The organism is Streptomyces sp. NPDC025784 (genome assembly GCF_055558435.1).
In genome coordinates, this window is the sequence record NZ_JBVHMN010000026.1 from 1 (window position 1) to 15,203 (window position 15,203).

Annotated in this window: 14 protein-coding genes and 1 riboswitch; of the genes, 7 read left to right on the forward strand and 7 right to left on the reverse strand. The window is 70.3% G+C overall.

Annotated elements, in window-relative coordinates; all coding sequences use genetic code 11:
• Positions 1–286: 286 nt before the first annotated feature.
• The 7 genes from ACZ4IF_RS39430 to ACZ4IF_RS39460 form a co-directional block, all read right to left on the reverse strand.
• Positions 287–433, reverse strand: a complete 147-nt coding sequence (locus ACZ4IF_RS39430; protein ID WP_467572406.1) for a hypothetical protein — start codon at positions 431–433, stop codon at positions 287–289.
• Between the two features lie 11 nt (positions 434–444).
• Entirely contained in the window at positions 445–600 is a 156-nt protein-coding gene (locus ACZ4IF_RS39435; protein WP_234020883.1) for a hypothetical protein, read from the reverse strand.
• Positions 601–911: 311 nt separating this feature from the next.
• Positions 912–2,300 (reverse strand): hypothetical protein, encoded by a 1,389-nt coding sequence (locus ACZ4IF_RS39440; RefSeq protein WP_467572777.1) that lies wholly within the window; start codon positions 2,298–2,300, stop codon positions 912–914.
• Positions 2,301–2,598: 298 nt separating this feature from the next.
• Entirely contained in the window at positions 2,599–4,077 is a 1,479-nt protein-coding gene (locus ACZ4IF_RS39445) for an FGGY-family carbohydrate kinase (RefSeq protein WP_467572411.1), read from the reverse strand.
• 9 nt (positions 4,078–4,086) lie between these two features.
• A complete protein-coding gene (locus tag ACZ4IF_RS39450) occupies positions 4,087–4,965 on the reverse strand; it encodes an MBL fold metallo-hydrolase (RefSeq protein WP_467572415.1) in 879 nt (292 codons plus the stop codon).
• 12 nt (positions 4,966–4,977) lie between these two features.
• A riboswitch (guanidine-III (ykkC-III) riboswitch) is annotated at positions 4,978–5,045 on the reverse strand.
• Between the two features lie 182 nt (positions 5,046–5,227).
• Positions 5,228–5,632, reverse strand: a complete 405-nt coding sequence (locus ACZ4IF_RS39455) for a cupin domain-containing protein (protein ID WP_467572418.1) — start codon at positions 5,630–5,632, stop codon at positions 5,228–5,230.
• Between the two features lie 100 nt (positions 5,633–5,732).
• Complete coding sequence (locus tag ACZ4IF_RS39460) at positions 5,733–6,809, reverse strand: LacI family DNA-binding transcriptional regulator (RefSeq protein WP_467572421.1); 1,077 nt, start codon at positions 6,807–6,809, stop codon at positions 5,733–5,735.
• A gap of 248 nt (positions 6,810–7,057) precedes the next feature.
• Here ACZ4IF_RS39460 and ACZ4IF_RS39465 point away from each other — a divergent pair, with 248 nt between their 5' ends.
• The 7 genes from ACZ4IF_RS39465 (at position 7,058) to ACZ4IF_RS39495 (ending at position 15,171) form a co-directional block, all read left to right on the forward strand.
• Entirely contained in the window at positions 7,058–8,425 is a 1,368-nt protein-coding gene (locus ACZ4IF_RS39465; RefSeq protein ID WP_467572424.1) for an extracellular solute-binding protein, read from the forward strand.
• Positions 8,426–8,477: 52 nt separating this feature from the next.
• Entirely contained in the window at positions 8,478–9,401 is a 924-nt protein-coding gene (locus ACZ4IF_RS39470) for a carbohydrate ABC transporter permease (RefSeq protein WP_467572780.1), read from the forward strand.
• Position 9,402: 1 nt separating this feature from the next.
• Complete coding sequence (locus ACZ4IF_RS39475) at positions 9,403–10,296, forward strand: carbohydrate ABC transporter permease (RefSeq protein WP_467572427.1); 894 nt, start codon at positions 9,403–9,405, stop codon at positions 10,294–10,296.
• A gap of 61 nt (positions 10,297–10,357) precedes the next feature.
• Positions 10,358–11,875, forward strand: coding sequence for an arabinosylfuranosidase ArfA (gene arfA / locus ACZ4IF_RS39480; RefSeq protein ID WP_359493376.1), 1,518 nt, complete (start codon positions 10,358–10,360; stop codon positions 11,873–11,875).
• Between the two features lie 239 nt (positions 11,876–12,114).
• Positions 12,115–12,588, forward strand: coding sequence for a carboxymuconolactone decarboxylase family protein (locus ACZ4IF_RS39485; RefSeq protein WP_359493378.1), 474 nt, complete (start codon positions 12,115–12,117; stop codon positions 12,586–12,588).
• A gap of 279 nt (positions 12,589–12,867) precedes the next feature.
• Complete coding sequence (locus ACZ4IF_RS39490) at positions 12,868–13,764, forward strand: RNA polymerase sigma-70 factor (RefSeq protein WP_467572431.1); 897 nt, start codon at positions 12,868–12,870, stop codon at positions 13,762–13,764.
• A gap of 171 nt (positions 13,765–13,935) precedes the next feature.
• The gene (locus tag ACZ4IF_RS39495) at positions 13,936–15,171 is read left to right on the forward strand and encodes an NAD(P)/FAD-dependent oxidoreductase (protein WP_467572434.1); all 1,236 of its coding nucleotides are present in this window, start codon (positions 13,936–13,938) and stop codon (positions 15,169–15,171) included.
• Positions 15,172–15,203 lie beyond the last annotated feature (32 nt).

Consider the following 15,203-nt stretch of genomic DNA (forward strand, 5'->3'; position numbering starts at 1 on the left):
CGACAGGACCAGCTACAAGGCCACCATCAGCATCGACATCCTGACCACCCGCACCCCTTGACGCCCAACGCCCAACGCTAACTACACGGCATTGGTTCTAGATCGGCGACCCGGGGTGCTGGATCGCGCACCGCCCGGCCGCCCCGCAGGGGGCGCGACGAGGGACGACACCCGGAAGGCCCCGAGAGGCACACCTGGGCACGGCACTCCCCCGGGGGAGTGGATCTGCCCCGGGGGATCACCTGGGCCCACCGCGGGAAAGCTCGGCGCGGCACCGCCACGCCCGTCAGCACTGAGGCCGACGCCCGTGGTTCGCCGCGTGCTTGCGCCTGCCCTTCTTCTTACGGCGTCGCTTCGAGGACATGGGAACACCTCCTTCGCTTCGGCCGGGAATCAGGGGCCCGACGTCGCGCTCGCGCGGCCGGAACCTCATCAGCCTGCTCGTCAGACTTCCTCAGCCTGCTGGGCGCGGAGTTCCGCCCGGTCCATTTCCGTCCGTCGCTCCAGCTCGTCGTCGTCGGGGCGCAGCGGCAGGCCCCGCCCGTGGCCCGTGTCCGGGTCGCCTTCGACTTGTTTGTTGGACTTGTGATGGTGAGCCACCGTCAGTCCCTCCCTCGCGGGCATCGCGACCTGTGTTGCCCGCTGCCGCCGCTCTGCTGGGGCCGCCTGTCATCCGGCCGGCGCCGCCCGTGGCGGCAGCTGCTGTCGCGGTTGAGGTGTCCATAGACCAGATTCCACTCAAACAACTGCGCGGACAACCCGCAACCGGAGGCCTGCGACCGGGCCGCAGGCCTGACCGGGGCACGATCAGCGGAGACAGCCGACGGCTCGACGTGCGCGCGCGGTGGCCCTGAGTGACGACACGCGGTGCCAGGCAGGATCACGACAAGGAGCGCCGGGCAGGCCAACGATCAAGGGGCGATGCCCACCCCGTCGATACGGCTCCAGGACCTCTCCTGCGCGGCGGTCATGGCCGGCCACGACAGCCCGCCCGGTCGCGGCCGGACCCGGGACGCGTAGGGAGCGGGGCGGAAGTCCGGGTCGTAGAAGCACCCGGTGCCGTAGGCGCGGTCGAACCGGGCACACGACGAGGCGACGGACCGCGGTGTCGGCTTCTTCCCCGTCCGCACCCAGGCATCGAGCGCGGCGATCGAGTTGGCGTACTCCGAGTCGCTGAGCTCGCTGTGTTCGCTCTCCTTCGTGAAGGTCTGCACGAGGTGCCTCCCGCGGTGTGCGCCCTCGACGCTCGCGCGGTAGGCGGCCTCGTGCTCGACGAACGCGGTGGGGTCGTCGATGGCGTGCATCGTGAGCACGGGGAGGGAGATCCGCCCGGTCAGGTCGCTGTCGTAGGACAGATCGCGGCGGGCGGCGGGGTCCGCGGAGAAGCGCTCGACACCCTTGTTCAGCGCTTCGTCGTCGTGAGAACCGGTGTACCGCACGTTCGCGTTGTCGAAGGGATTCCGGTCGCCGAGCCGGTTGTGCACGATGTCGCGGAAGGTGAACACGGAGAAGCGCAGGTGCGACTCCAGCGTCCGCTCGGGGATGCGCGTCACCGCGAGGATGTCGTCGAGGTTGCGCTGCTGGAGCGCGGTGCGGTCCTGCGGGGCGGACGCGTATCCCGTGCACTCCTGGAGACGCGCACGCAGTCCGGCCGTCGTGAGCGTGGAGGTGGGACGCAGGCCCTGCCACAGCGGGTACTGCGGCTCGTCGGGGCGCGGCAGGTTCCGGCAGTAGTACTGGTAGACCACGCGCAGATCGACGCGGTAGTCGTATCCCCGGGAACCGCCGGCCAGGACGCCGCTGGTGAGCAGGGCCCCGTCGTAGGGGCCGCCCTTCCTGCCGTACTCCTCGACGACCTTGGCCGCGACGTCGCCGCCCCAGGACTGTCCGTGGACGTAGGTCCGCTCCGGCCTGCCGAACTCCTCCACGAACAGGCGGCGCAGGTGCTCCGTGTCGGCCGCCGCCATCCTGGTTCCGTAGCCGCCCCTCCGGTAGGACGAGCCCGCCCAGGCGTACCCTTCGTCGACGATCACCGCCCAGCGGTCCAGGTCGCCCACGCTGCGCTGGGGATCGGACTCGTCGCCCAGGTCGGGCCCGCCGTGCGCGTGGACGACCAGCGAACCGTTCCACTGCTTGGGGACGGCGATGGCGTAGTACGCGCCGTCGGAGTCCTGGCCCGTGTAGCAGGTCGCCTTGTCGCCGACGCCTGCCGGGCAGGCGACGATCCCGGGACCCGACGGGGCGGCCTGCGCCGGGCCGGTGCCGCTCACCACTCCGGCGAGCAGGGCCGCGACGCCCATGACCAGTGCCGTGCGGTGCCGCGTCCGCGGTGTCCGGGGTGGCGAGGGCTGGTTTCGACGTGAGCTGCGCAAGGCGACGCTCCTCTACTCGGTGGCGCGCCGTCGCGCCGAGCGTGGCGATGCTAGGAGCGCACCGGCCCGCACACCATCGAGGAGGCAGTTGTGTTCATACTGTGCGCGCACCTGGCGAACAGGGACCGACGGTGGCGCGCAGCGGCAGGTGTTCCAGTGACACGTATCCCCGGGTGCGGCGAAGCGTGGGCGGGGGTGGGGCCCGACGGCGGGCGGGAGGCGGCCGTCAGCGCTCCTGAAGTGCCGCCAGGGCATGCACGGTCGACGACGTCTCCGGGTACAGACGCCGGTAGAGGGCGTACAACTCGTCGTAGCGCCCGGTGTTCTGCGCGTGGGGCGTCACCACCTCGCGCACCGGGTTCCAGCCCTCGACGGTGACGTCCTCGACGAGCTGCGCGGCCAGCAGCGCGCCTCCATAGCCGGCGCCGATGGTCGTGGTCCGCACCTCCTGCGGGCGGCCGGTGATGTCGGAGACGATCTGTGTCCACAGCGAACCCTGGGTGCCGCCCCCGACCGCGACCACGCGTCGGATGTCCCCGCCCGCCGCCTCGATGACCTCGATGTTGTGGCGGACGCCGAACCCGGTGGCCTCCAGAGCCGCCCGGTAGAGGTCCCCGCGGGTGTGGGACAGGGTGAGTCCGGCGATCACTCCGCGGGCGTCCGGGTCCATGACCGGGGTGCGCTCGCCGGAGAAGTACGGGAGCATCAGCAGGCCGTTGGCACCGGGGCCCGACTCGGCTGCCAGACGGGTGAGTTCGGCGTGGTCGGTACCGGTGAACAGGTCGCGCAGCCAGTTGGTGACGGCGCCGGAGGTGGCCATGCCGCCGGCCAGGTTGCGGGTGCCCCGGAGCGCGCCGACCGTGCCCCACAGGGACGGACTGGTCAGCGGCTCGGGCACCGTGTGGATGAGGAACATGGTGGTGCCGTACATCAGCATCAGATCGCCGGTGTTCTGCGCGCCCACGCTCAGCGCCTCGGCCCAGGCGTCGATGGTCCCGGTGGTGACGGGGATGCCGGCGGGCAGGCCGGTCTCCCGGGCGGCCCGGACGGTGAGCGTGCCGGCCGCCTCGCCGGACCAGCGCAGTGGAGGCAGCTCGATGCCCGGCGCCACTTCGGCGGCCCAGGGGGCGTACCAGTCGCAGGCGAGCGTGTCGTAGAGCGGGGTGCACTGGCTCGCGGAGTGGTGGTCGAGGACGTAGTTCCCCGTGAGGTTCCTGACCAGCCAGGAACTCGGCATGTACAGGCGTCGGGCCCGGGCGTAGAGCTCGGGTTCCTCGTCGGCGATCCAGGCGATCTTCGGCCCCGCCGCCTGGGTGGAGAGGGCGGATCCACCGCGGCGGATGATCGCCTCCGCGCCGAGCCGTTCCTCGATGCGCCGGATCTGGCGGACGGAGCGCGTGTCCACTCCGTAGAGCACGGCGGGGCGCAGCGGGGCGTCGTGCTCGTCGGTCAGCAGGACGCAGGGCCCCATGCCGCTGACCCCGACGGCGACCACGCCGGTGTCTCCGGGTGCGGTCAGCTCCCGGGCGAGTTCGGTGAACTCGCGCCACCACACCGCAGGGTCCATCTCGAAACGACCGGGACCGGGTCTCGTGGGGGTGTGTTCCCGGACGGCGGAGCGGATCAGGGCACCGTCGAGGCCGACGAGGACGCCTTTGCTGCTCGACGTACCGATGTCCACACCCATGACTGCGTCGCGAGGCATGACGGGCACTCAGACGTCGCGGCAGATGACGAAGGCGGGGAACGGGTGCCGGCCGGGCCGGTCGCCGACCTCGTCGATCGCCGCCCTGATGTCGCGGAGCCGGCCCGGGGCCATCTCCAACGGCGGCTCGTCGGGCTGGTAGGTGGTCCGGATCGGGTAGTCCACGCCGGGCTCGCGCGTCATCTCGACGTGGCACCCGAGCACATGGGTCACCGGACGGCCGTCCGCGAACTCGATGAGGCGGTCGACGGTCCGCGTGAAGGCCGGCCAGTCCGCCACGTACAGCCGGCCGGGGTAGACCGTGTCGCCGGTCAGCAGGAATCCCGTCCAGGGGTCGTAGTAGGTGACCGCCGCCTCGTGGTGCCCCGGCGTGGAGAAGCACTCCAGCACGCGGCCCCCGAGGTCGATCCGTGCCACCCGGTCGGGATCCTCGTGGAACCCGAAGTAGTCCCATGCGGTGTCGAGTCGGGCTCCCACGACCTGGGTGTCCGGGCGGTCCGTGAACTGCGCGTCCGCGGCGATGTGGTCGCCGTGCGGATGGGTGTGCAGTACGAGCAGCCCGTACCCGGCGAGCGGATGCCGGCGGAGCCGGTCGGCGATCAGACCGTCGACGACGCGGCGCAGCGGGAAGTACTCCGCGGACGCGGTGGCCCCGGTGTCCAGCAGCACCGCCCGCTCGCGTCCGAAGAGCAGGAACATGAACGGCGCCTCGTAGTTGATCGCCATGTTCTGCCGGAGGATGAAGGTGTCCTCGTCGTACGCATGGACCTGGATGTCGGGATCCGTGTTGTGCTTCGCCGACGGTGATCCGTGGTTCCACTCGACGTCCAGCGGGCGGGACCCGTGCACCGCGGGTGCCGGGCCGGACGAGCGCTTGTCTGCGTCCACGACGCCTCCCCTCGTGCGTCGTCTTTGCGGACCGGGTACGGCGCACTTCTCGTCCGGGGCGGACACCGGCGCGCCGCCGCCCGGAAACTAACACGGACCGCGAAGTCCCGCATGCGCGCGGTGAACGACACCGGCGCGATGTCGTCCGAGGGCGACGACCGGCACGGGCGCGCGGGATCGGTGACCGGCCCAGCCACGGTCGGGCGCGAGCACAGCGGCCGACCGCGCCACCGTCACGCACGCACGACCGGCCACGCCACCATCACGTACGTACCCCCGCCCGCCCCGTCTCCTCGTCGCCCTCCTGCGGCACGGCGTATCCGGGGACTGAGGGCCAACGCACGGTCAGCACCACCGACTCCTCCTCGGCGACCCAGGAGTGGTCCACTCCCCGGCCCCATACGACGTAGTCGCCCTGCTCCGCCAGCACGACGCTGCGACCGGGCAGCTCGACGCGGAAGCGGCCGCTGATGAGGACCTGGAGAGCCGTGCGTGTCTCTCCCCGCACCCACTGCTCGCGCCGCTCGCCGCGTGGGTGGACGCCCCACTTGATCTCCACGGCCTCGCTCCGGCGGGGATCGCCGGACTCCTTGAAATGCCCGAGCAGCCAGCCCCGGTCCAGAGCCGCGTCCTTGCCGGCGTTGCCCACGTACACGCTGTCGTCCATGCGCCCGAAGCTAACACCCGCCCCGCACCGCGCGGCCCGCAGCGCGATCGGCTCAGGGCGACGGCACCGGACTCGGTGACCTGGCCGGACGGAAACGGCGTCACGCGTCGCCGGTGCCTGGCCCCGTCGGCGTGGAGGGACGTCCGGCGCTGCTCTCGCGGACCACCAGGCGGTGACCGGCCGTCAGCGTGGCCGGACGGTTGACCGGTTCGTCCGACATCCGGTCGAGCAGTGCCGCCACGGCCATGCGGGCGATCTCCCGCTTGTCCGGCGAGACGGTGGTGAGTGAGGGCACCGCGTAGCGGGACTCCTCCAGGTCGTCGAAGCCGACGACGGCGATGTCGTGCGGGACTTCGACGTGCCGCTCGTGGGCGACGCGCAGTGCGCCCGACGCGAGGAGGTCGGAGAAGCAGAAGACCGCGTCCGGACGGTGGTCCAGGTCGAGCAGGCGGCTCATCGCCTCGGCGCCCTCGGCCCGTCCGAAACTGCGCACCGGGGGCGCGAGGCGGGGGTCGTAGGGGACGCCGGCCGCATGGAGGGCGGTGAAGTAGCCGTGCATGCGCTGGGCGGAGGTGGCGAACGGCGGGTCGGTCTGATGTCCGATCACGGCGATCCGCCGACGGCCGAGTGCCAGCAGGTGCTCGGTGGCCTCGCGCGCCGCCGCGGCATTGTCGATCAGGACGTGATCGGCGGCGATGTCGTACGAGCGCTCGCCCAGCAGGACGAGGGGCACGGTCTGTTCGAGAGCCGCCAGCCGTGCCTGGTCGAGTCGGAGGGGGCTGAGCAGGACGCCGTCGATCAGCGAGTCGGTGAGTCCGCTGGCGATGCGCAGTTCTTCCTCGGGGTCGCCGCCGGTGTCCTCGATGAGCACCGTGTAGCCGTGTTCCTTGGCCGCCATGACCACTTCGGCGGCGAGTTCCGCGAAGTAGGGGGCGACGAGTTCGGGGAAGGCCAGGGCGATGATGCCGCTGCGGCCGGTGCGCAGGTGGCGCGCGGAGGCGTGCGGACGGTAGTCCAGTTCCGCGATCGCCCGCTCGACGCGCAGCCGGGTCGGCTCGGCGACCTTCGCGGCACCCCGCACCACGTTCGACACCGTCTTGATGGACACACCCGCGCGCGCGGCGACGTCCTTCATGCGTGCTCCGGCCACGTCCCCGCCCTCTGTGCCGCCCTCCATGGTTCCGGTGTCACCTTACCCCCTGATTCCAACGTTGGAACAGAAGAACTCGACGGAGCGCTCCGGACACCCGCCCAGCCACGGCAGCCAATTCACCAGTGTCTACGCAACCTATTGACGACCGCAGCCGAACTAAGTACAACGTTGGAAACTTCTCGGGCCGATCCATTCTGAGCCGCTTCAAATCAACGATTACAACGTAGAACCATCCGCCCCCCGGGCCAGCTGCTGTGGAAGGACGCACACTCATGCCGGAGCGAACCGGGCACGTCCCACCCTCGGCGCCGTCACGCCGTCTCCTCCTGCGGGCGGCGCTCGCGCTGGGGACGACCGCCGCCGGCGCCACCCTGACCGGCTGCGGCAACACGCTCGCACAGGGATTCACCGGTGGCGCGCCCGCGTCGGCCCGGCTGAACTTCTGGAATCCGTTCACCGGTGGCGACGGAGCACGCATGGTCGCCATGGAGAAGGCCTACGGTGCCGAGCACCCCGGCACGACCCTGAAGTCCTCCACCTTCGTGTGGGGCAACCCCTACTACACCAAGCTCACGCTGGCCACGCTCGGCGACCGCCCTCCCCAGGTCGCCGTCGCCCACCTGTCCAAGGTGCCGACGCTTGCCGAGGCCGGCCTCCTCACCGAGCTCGCCCCCGAGGCGCTGGCCCGGCACGGCATGACGGCCGACCGGTTCGACGCCAAGCCCTGGGCCAAGGCCCATCTCGACGGCTCGCTCTACGCGGTGCCGCTCGACACACATCCCTTCGTCCTGTACTTCCGCACGGACATCGCGAAGAAGGCGGGACTGCTGGACGGCAGCGGGCAGTTGACCGCCATCGACGGTCCCGACCAGTTCATCGACGCGATGAAGGCGGCCAAGGAGGTCACCGGGAACTGGGGCGGCTCGGTGGCGGCCATCAAGGACGCCTCCACGCAGTACCGGCTCTTCCTCTCCCTGTACCACCAGTTGACCGGCTCTCCTCTGGTCACGGACCAGGGCAGGCGCGTCAGCATCGACACCGGCGCGGCCGAGGAGGCGCTCGCCTACATCCGGCGCATGACCGTCGAGGAGAAGGTCCTGCCCACCGGCGTCGACGGCCCCGGCGCCATCACGCTGCTGACCACCGGCAAGGCCGGCTTCCTCATGGACGGCGTGTGGCAGGTGGTGGCCGTGCAGGACGCGAAGGTCGCCTTCGACATGCGGCCGTTCCCCCGCATCTTCACCGAGCGCCCCTACGCGTGCTTCGCCGATTCACACGCCCTGGTGCTGCCCAAGGCTCCGTCCGCCGAGGCACAACGCCTGGACACCTCATTGGAGTTCGTGCGCGCGATGCTCGGGTCGAGTCAGCTCTGGGCGGAGGGCGGCCATGTGCCGGCCTGGCTGCCCACGCAGCGCTCGGCCGCCTACAGGAAGCTGGTCCCGCAGTCGCACTACGCCGCTGCCGCCGACGGAGCCGTCTACGACCCGGTCGCCTGGTACGGCGGAGCGGGCAGCACCCTGCAGATCGTGGTGGGCGACGCCGTCACCTCCGTGTTCACCGGCGCCAAGAGCCCCCGGGCGGCGGCCGCCGCGATGCGTGCGCGGCTGCGCAAGCAGGCGGACACGGCGTCCCCCGTCTGAGCGGCACCGTACGGCACCGCTCCCCGACACCCCTGGACTTCGCAAGAAAGGTCTGCCCGTGGCTGCCACCGCACTGCCGGCTTCCGCCGCCTCTCCACCGACACGAACAATCCGCTGGGCCGGTCCCGCCATGATGGCCCCCTTCGCGGTCCTCTACGCCCTCTTCCTCGTCGGCCCGCTCCTCTACATGCTCGTCGCGAGCTTCTTCGACACCTCCCTGCTCAAGGGCGGGCTGGGACACTGGGTCGGCTTCGCCAACTACGGTGACGCGCTGAGCGATCCGGAGTTCTGGCGCACGCTCAAGCACATCCTCTGGTTCACCGTGCTGACCACGGTTCCTCTGGTGCTGCTCAGTCTCGTCCTCGCGGTCCTCGTCGACCGGTTCGTGCGCGGCCGGTGGTTCCTGCGGTTCGCGTTCTTCGCCCCCTTCCTGATCCCGTCCGCCGTGGTGTCCCTGCTGTTCATGTACATCTACGCGGACCAGGTCGGGCTCGCCCAGGACGCGGTCAAGGCCGTCGGGGTGGACACTCCCCCGTCCTGGCTCGGCGACCCGGACTGGACCATGGTGTCCATCGCCGCCGCGACGGTGTGGTGGACGATCGGCTTCAACTTCGTGCTGTACCTCGCCGGCCTCCAGGACATCCCGCGCGAGGTGCACGAGGCCTCGGCCATCGACGGTGCCGGACCGTGGCAGCGCATCCGGCACATCGTCGTCCCACTGCTGGGCCGCACCACGGTGCTGGTGACGGTGCTTCAGGTCATCGCCTCGCTGAAGGTGTTCGACCAGATCTACATGATGACCGGCGGCGGTCCCGACGGTGCCACGAAACCGACCCTGGAACTCATCTACGACACCGGCTTCACCGAGGGCCGGGTCGGCTACGCCTCCACGCTGTCCATGCTCCTCTTCGTGGTGATCCTGATCGTCTCCGCGGTCTGGTTCGCCCTCGTCCGCCGCGCCGAGAGGGACCAGTGACATGACCGCGACACTCACCGAGCAGCCCGCGGCGACACAGCAGCCCGCCACATCCGCCGTCACGGGCCGCACCCGTGACTCCGAGAAGCTCTTCAACCGCATCGCACTGGGTGTGGTGATCGCCCTGGCCGTGCTGTGGCTCGTCCCGCTGCTCTGGGCGCTGGCCACCTCCGTCCGGCCCGCCCAGGAGGTCGTCACCGACCCGACGGGGTGGTTCACCGCCCACCCCACCCTGAGCGCGTACGGCGATCTCTTCGCCAAGGGCAAGCTGCCCTACTGGTACGCCAACAGCTTCATCACGTCGGCGCTGACGACCGTCCTCACCGTCGTCGCCGGATCGCTGGCCGCGTTCGCCCTGTCCCAGACGAGGTTCCGCGGACGCCGCACCATGTACCTGCTGCTCCTCGCCGGACTCATGGTCCCCGGACAGGTGCTGATGATCCCTCAGTTCCTGACGCTCCAGGAGGCGGGGCTCCTGAACACCTACTGGGGCGTGGTACTGCCCCAGGTCCCCAACGTGGTGGCCGTCTTCGTCTTCAAACAGTTCTTCGACGGCATACCCCGCGAACTCGTCGACGCCGCCCGCGCGGACGGCGCCGGATACCTGCGCACCTACTGGCAGATCGTGATGCCGGTGTCGAAGCCCGTGGTGTCCGCGGTGTCGATCTTCGTCTTCGTCGGTGTCTGGAACAACTTCCTGTGGCCTCTGCTGGTCGTGACCGACCCGGAGATGATGACGCTCCCCGTCGGACTCACCTCCGTCCAGGACGTGTTCGGAGTCCCCTACGCGCAGCTCATGGCGTCCTGCGTGCTCGGCGCCGTTCCGCTGATCGCCGTGTTCACGCTCTTCCAGCGGCACATCGTCGAAGGCATCCAAGGCACGGGCCTCAAGTGACCGATGCGCCGCACCGGTCCCGGCCGTTCATCGCCCTGCACACCCGAGAGAAAGGCACCACATGCACACCGCCCGGTTCATCATCGACCCGGAGTTCTCCATCGCCGATGTCGACCGGCGTCTGTACGGGTCGTTCGTGGAACACATGGGACGCTGTGTGTACACGGGCATCCACGACCCGGAGCACCCCACCGCGGACGAGGCCGGCTTCCGCGGCGACGTGGCCGACCTGGTGCGGGAACTCGGCACCGGTCTGGTGCGCTACCCCGGCGGCAACTTCGTCTCGGGGTACCACTGGGAGGACGGTGTCGGACCGCTCGCCGAGCGGCCGCGACGCCTGGACCTCGCCTGGCGCTCGATCGAGACGAACCAGGTCGGCACGAACGAGTTCCTCGGCTGGGCCAAGGGCCTCGGTCTGGAACCCATGATGGCCGTCAACCTCGGCACCCGCGGCATCGACGCCGCCCGCGCCCTCGTCGAGTACTGCAACCACCCCGGCGGGACGGCCTGGTCCGACCTGCGGATCAAGCACGGTGTCGCCGATCCGCACGGCGTGAAGCTGTGGTGCCTGGGCAACGAGATGGACGGCCCCTGGCAGACCGGACACAAGACGGCGACCGAGTACGGACGCCTGGCCGCCGAGGCCGGCAAGGCCATGCGCCAGGTGGATCCGAGCATCGAACTGGTCGCCTGCGGCAGTTCGAACTCGACGATGCCCACCTTCGGCACCTGGGAACGCGAGGTCCTGGAGCAGACGTACGACGAGGTCGACTATCTCTCCCTGCACGCCTACTACGAGGAGCTGGACGGCGACCGGGCCAGCTTCCTCGCCTCCGGCGCGCACATGGACCGCTACATCTCGGACGTCGTGTCCACGGCGGACCACGTAGGCGCGGTGCGTCACGCCAAGAAGCGCATCCGCCTGTCCTTCGACGAGTGGAACGTCTGGTACGCGGCCCGCTTCCCCGGGGAGCGGAACCTGGAGACCGCCGAGACGCCGCGGCTGATCGAGGACACCTACAGCGTCACGGACGCCGTGGTCGTGGGCTCGTTGCTCATCACGCTGCTCCGCCACGCCGACCGTGTCGCCGTCGCGTGCCTCGCCCAACTGGTCAATGTCATCGCCCCGATCCGCACCGAACCTGGCGGGGCCTCCTGGCGTCAGACCATCTTCCACCCGTTCGCGCAGGCCGCCCGCTTCGCCACGGGCCGCGTGCTGCGTACGGAGATCAACGGCACGAGGATCGACACGGACCGGCACGGTGACGTCACCGCCCTGGACGCCGTCGTCACCCACGACGAGACGGACGGTTCCCTCACGGTGCTCGCCGTCAACCGCGCGCAGGACCGGCCGTTGAAGCTGGAAGCGGCGTTGCGGGGTCTGCCGGGCGGCTACCGCCTGGAACAGCATCTGGTCCTCGCCGACGACGACCACGACGCCGTGAACACCGAGGCGGATCCGAACCGGGTGGTCCCGCGCCCGGTGGCCGGTGCTCATGTCACCCCCGACGGCGTGCTGGAGGCCGAACTCCCGCCGGTCTCCTGGAACGTCATCCGGCTGGCCCGCGTGGACTCCTGACCTCGCCCGGACCGTCGAGGACGATCCGGCGGAGCCGGCGGCGGGCACGCCCGCTTCCGGCTCCGAGCGGGGCGAGGCACCCCGCCGGACCACCCATGACCGGCCCGGCACCGGCGTTCCCCCTGCACGGGACGGCGGCGCCACGGTACGGGAGACGCACGTCACACTCGCCCGCCTGTCACATTCCGCCGAGTTGCCCGGTCAGCCTGGCGTCACTGCAACTCAGCCAGGAGATCGTCATGGAATCGCGTCTCAACTACTTCGGCAACGCTCTCGCGGGGAAGGTCCTGAAGCACGTCAACTCGGCCGCCAAGGTGCTGTCGGAGTCGGGGCTGCCGGCCGCCACCCAGGAGCTGGTGAAGATCCGCGCCAGCCAGATCAACGGGTGTGGCTTCTGCACCGACATGCACACGAAGGAAGCCACTCTCGCCGGGGAGACCGCGGTGCGGCTCAACCTGATCGCCGCCTGGCGGGAGGCGACGGTCTTCACCGACGCCGAGCGCGCCGCGCTGGAGCTGGCGGAGCAGGGCACCCGGGTCGCGGACGCGGCCGGCGGTGTGAGCGACGAGGCCTGGGCGAACGCCGCCAAGTACTACGACGAGGACCAGCTCGTCGCGCTCATCTCCCTGATCGCCGTCATCAACGCCTACAACCGGATCAACGTGATCAACCAGCAGCCGGCGGGCAGCTACCGGCCCGGACAGTTCGGCTGAGCGATTCCGGCCCGGTCCGACCCCACGGTCCGTCCTCTCGTCGCCCCGGCCCGCGACGAGAGGACTGACTTCCGGTGTCGGCCGGTCCCACGGAACATGCGGCGGCGGGCGACCAGGCGCACCCGGCGCGAGGAAACAGAGGAATCAAGGGACCCCGGGCACTCGGCGAGTGACCTCGTCAGCCCGTCGTTCGCGGTCGTTGCGCAGGCCATCCAGTGCCGTGGGCGCACTGCTGTGGCGGCTTGTAGCATGGTGATCTCGGGGTCTGAAGGGACGACCATGCACGCTGGGGACGACGCCGGCTCCCTCGACCGGGCGACGAAGGATTTCCTGGCGGCGCGCCCGCAGCTCTTCGGTATCGCGTACCGCATGCTGGGCAGCTCCGTGGAGGCAGAGGACATCCTTCAGGAAGTGTGGTTGCGGTGGCAGAACGCCGACCGCACGCACATCCTCGAACCTGCGGCGTTCCTGACCACCGTCACCACACGTCTGGCCATCAACCATGCCCAGTCGGCCCGGGTGCGGCGCGAGTCGTACACCGGCCCGTGGCTTCCCGAGCCGGTCGACACGAGTCAGGATCCGCAGCTGGGCGCGGAGCGGGCCGAGGCGCTCGAACTGGCCGTTCTCGTTCTGCTCGAGAAGCTGAACCCGGTGGAACGCGCCGCATACGTCTTGCGGGAAGCCTTCGACTACCCCTACAAGCAGGTCGCGGACATGCTGGACACGAGCGAGGCCAATACCCGCCAGCTCGTGAGCCGTGCGCGCAAACACCTGGCCGCCGAGCGCAAGGAGCAGGTCAGCCGGGCGGACCACCGACGCCTGCTGGAGGTGTTCGTCACCGCGGCGCAGACGGGCAATCTGACGGAGCTCGAGGATGTGCTCGCCGCCGACGTCGTCAGCTATGCCGACGGCAACGGAATGCGCGGCGCTTCGAGGGTTCCGGTCGTCGGACGCCCGCACGTCTCCAAGTACGTCGTTGCCTTCCGGCCTAGGTTCTGGCCCCGGTCGGACGTCCGGTGGGTCGAGGCGAACGGCCGGCCGGCCGCTCTCGTCACGTCCGGCGGGAACCCGATAGCCCTGCTGTCCATCGATGTGTCGGCGGACGGGATCGACCGTCTCATGTGGGTGCTGAACCCGGACAAGCTCGCGCCCTACATGGCATCGCTGAGCGCCTGAGCCTCGCCGTGTCACCGGGTCGGGGCGCGGCCACCGCTGTTCCACCGGTCACCCGGCGCTGCGCATCGCCCAATGGATGAACGGACGCCTGTCACAGGGCGCGCCGTCACGCCGTCACGCGGGTGACCCTCCCACCATGGCTCACAGCATGCGGAAACCGAGAAGAGGAACATGACGTCCCCTGTGAACACCTTCGTGATCGTCGGAGGCGGTCTGGCCGCGGGCAAGGCGGCGGAGGCACTCCGCGAGCACGGGCACAACGGCCCGCTCCTCGTCATCGGCGACGAGCGGGAACGCCCGTACATCCGGCCCCCGCTCTCCAAGGGCTACCTGCTGGGCAAGGAGGAGCGCGACTCGATCTTCGTGCACCCCGAGGACTGGTACGCGCAGCACGAGGTCGACCTGCTCCTGGGCACGAGCGTGCGCGCCGTCGACGCCGGGACGAAGGAGGTGGAACTGGAGGACGGGCGCCGTGTGCCCTACGCCAAGCTGCTCCTGGCCACCGGTTCGTCCCCGCGCCGGCTGTCGGTTCCCGGGGCGGACCTCGACAACGTCCTGTATCTGCGGCGCGTGGAAGACAGCGAACGGCTGAAGGACGCCTTCACCCCGGGGGCCAGGATCGTCGTGATCGGTGGCGGCTGGATCGGCCTGGAGACCGCCGCGGCCGCCCGGACCGCGGGGGCGGAGGTCACGGTGCTCGAACACGGGGAGCTGCCGCTGCTGAAGGTGCTGGGGCGCGAAGCGGCCGAGGTCTTCGCGCGCCTGCACACGGATCACGGCGTCACCCTGCGCCCCCGCGCCCAGGTCGAGAGCATCACCGGGAGCGACGGCCGCGTCGACGGCGTACTGCTCGCCGACGGCACCCGGCTGCCGGCGGACGCCGTGGTCGTCGGCATCGGCGCCGCGCCCAACGTCCAGCTCGCACAGGAGGCGGGCCTGGAGGTACGGAACGGCGTCGTCACCGACGAGCATCTGCGGACGTCCGCGCCCGACGTCTACGCCGCGGGCGACGTCGCCAACGCCTACCACCCGCTGCTCGGGCTGCACCTGCGCGTCGAGCACTGGGCCAACGCCCTGAACCAGCCCGGCACGGCCGCGCTCGGCATGCTCGGCCGGGACGCCGTCTACGACCGGCTGCCGTACTTCTACACGGATCAGTACGACCTCGGGATGGAGTACACGGGATACGTGCCACCGGACGGCTACGACCGTGTCGTCATCCGCGGCGAGGCCGCCGAGCGGCAGTTCATCGCCTTCTGGATGTCCGGGAACCGTGTGCTCGCGGGAATGAGCGTGAATGTGTGGGACGTCATCGATCCGATCCGTTCCCTGATCCAGTCCGGGGCCGACGTCGACGACGCCCGCCTCGCCGATCCCGGTGTCCCCTTGGACGGCCTGCTCCCCTGAGGCCGGCCGTACCGGGGTGAGGGGATGGCACC

Coding starts and splice junctions, on each gene's coding strand:
- ACZ4IF_RS39430 (WP_467572406.1), bottom strand. CDS start 433: ATGAGGTTCCGGCCGCGCGAGCGCGACGTCGGGCCCCTGATTCCCGGC.
- ACZ4IF_RS39440 (WP_467572777.1), bottom strand. CDS start 2,300: ATGGGCGTCGCGGCCCTGCTCGCCGGAGTGGTGAGCGGCACCGGCCCG.
- ACZ4IF_RS39445 (WP_467572411.1), bottom strand. CDS start 4,077: ATGCCTCGCGACGCAGTCATGGGTGTGGACATCGGTACGTCGAGCAGC.
- ACZ4IF_RS39455 (WP_467572418.1), bottom strand. CDS start 5,632: ATGGACGACAGCGTGTACGTGGGCAACGCCGGCAAGGACGCGGCTCTG.
- ACZ4IF_RS39460 (WP_467572421.1), bottom strand. CDS start 6,809: ATGGAGGGCGGCACAGAGGGCGGGGACGTGGCCGGAGCACGCATGAAG.
- ACZ4IF_RS39465 (WP_467572424.1), top strand. CDS start 7,058: ATGCCGGAGCGAACCGGGCACGTCCCACCCTCGGCGCCGTCACGCCGT.
- ACZ4IF_RS39475 (WP_467572427.1), top strand. CDS start 9,403: ATGACCGCGACACTCACCGAGCAGCCCGCGGCGACACAGCAGCCCGCC.
- arfA (WP_359493376.1), top strand. CDS start 10,358: ATGCACACCGCCCGGTTCATCATCGACCCGGAGTTCTCCATCGCCGAT.
- ACZ4IF_RS39485 (WP_359493378.1), top strand. CDS start 12,115: ATGGAATCGCGTCTCAACTACTTCGGCAACGCTCTCGCGGGGAAGGTC.
- ACZ4IF_RS39490 (WP_467572431.1), top strand. CDS start 12,868: ATGCACGCTGGGGACGACGCCGGCTCCCTCGACCGGGCGACGAAGGAT.
- ACZ4IF_RS39495 (WP_467572434.1), top strand. CDS start 13,936: ATGACGTCCCCTGTGAACACCTTCGTGATCGTCGGAGGCGGTCTGGCC.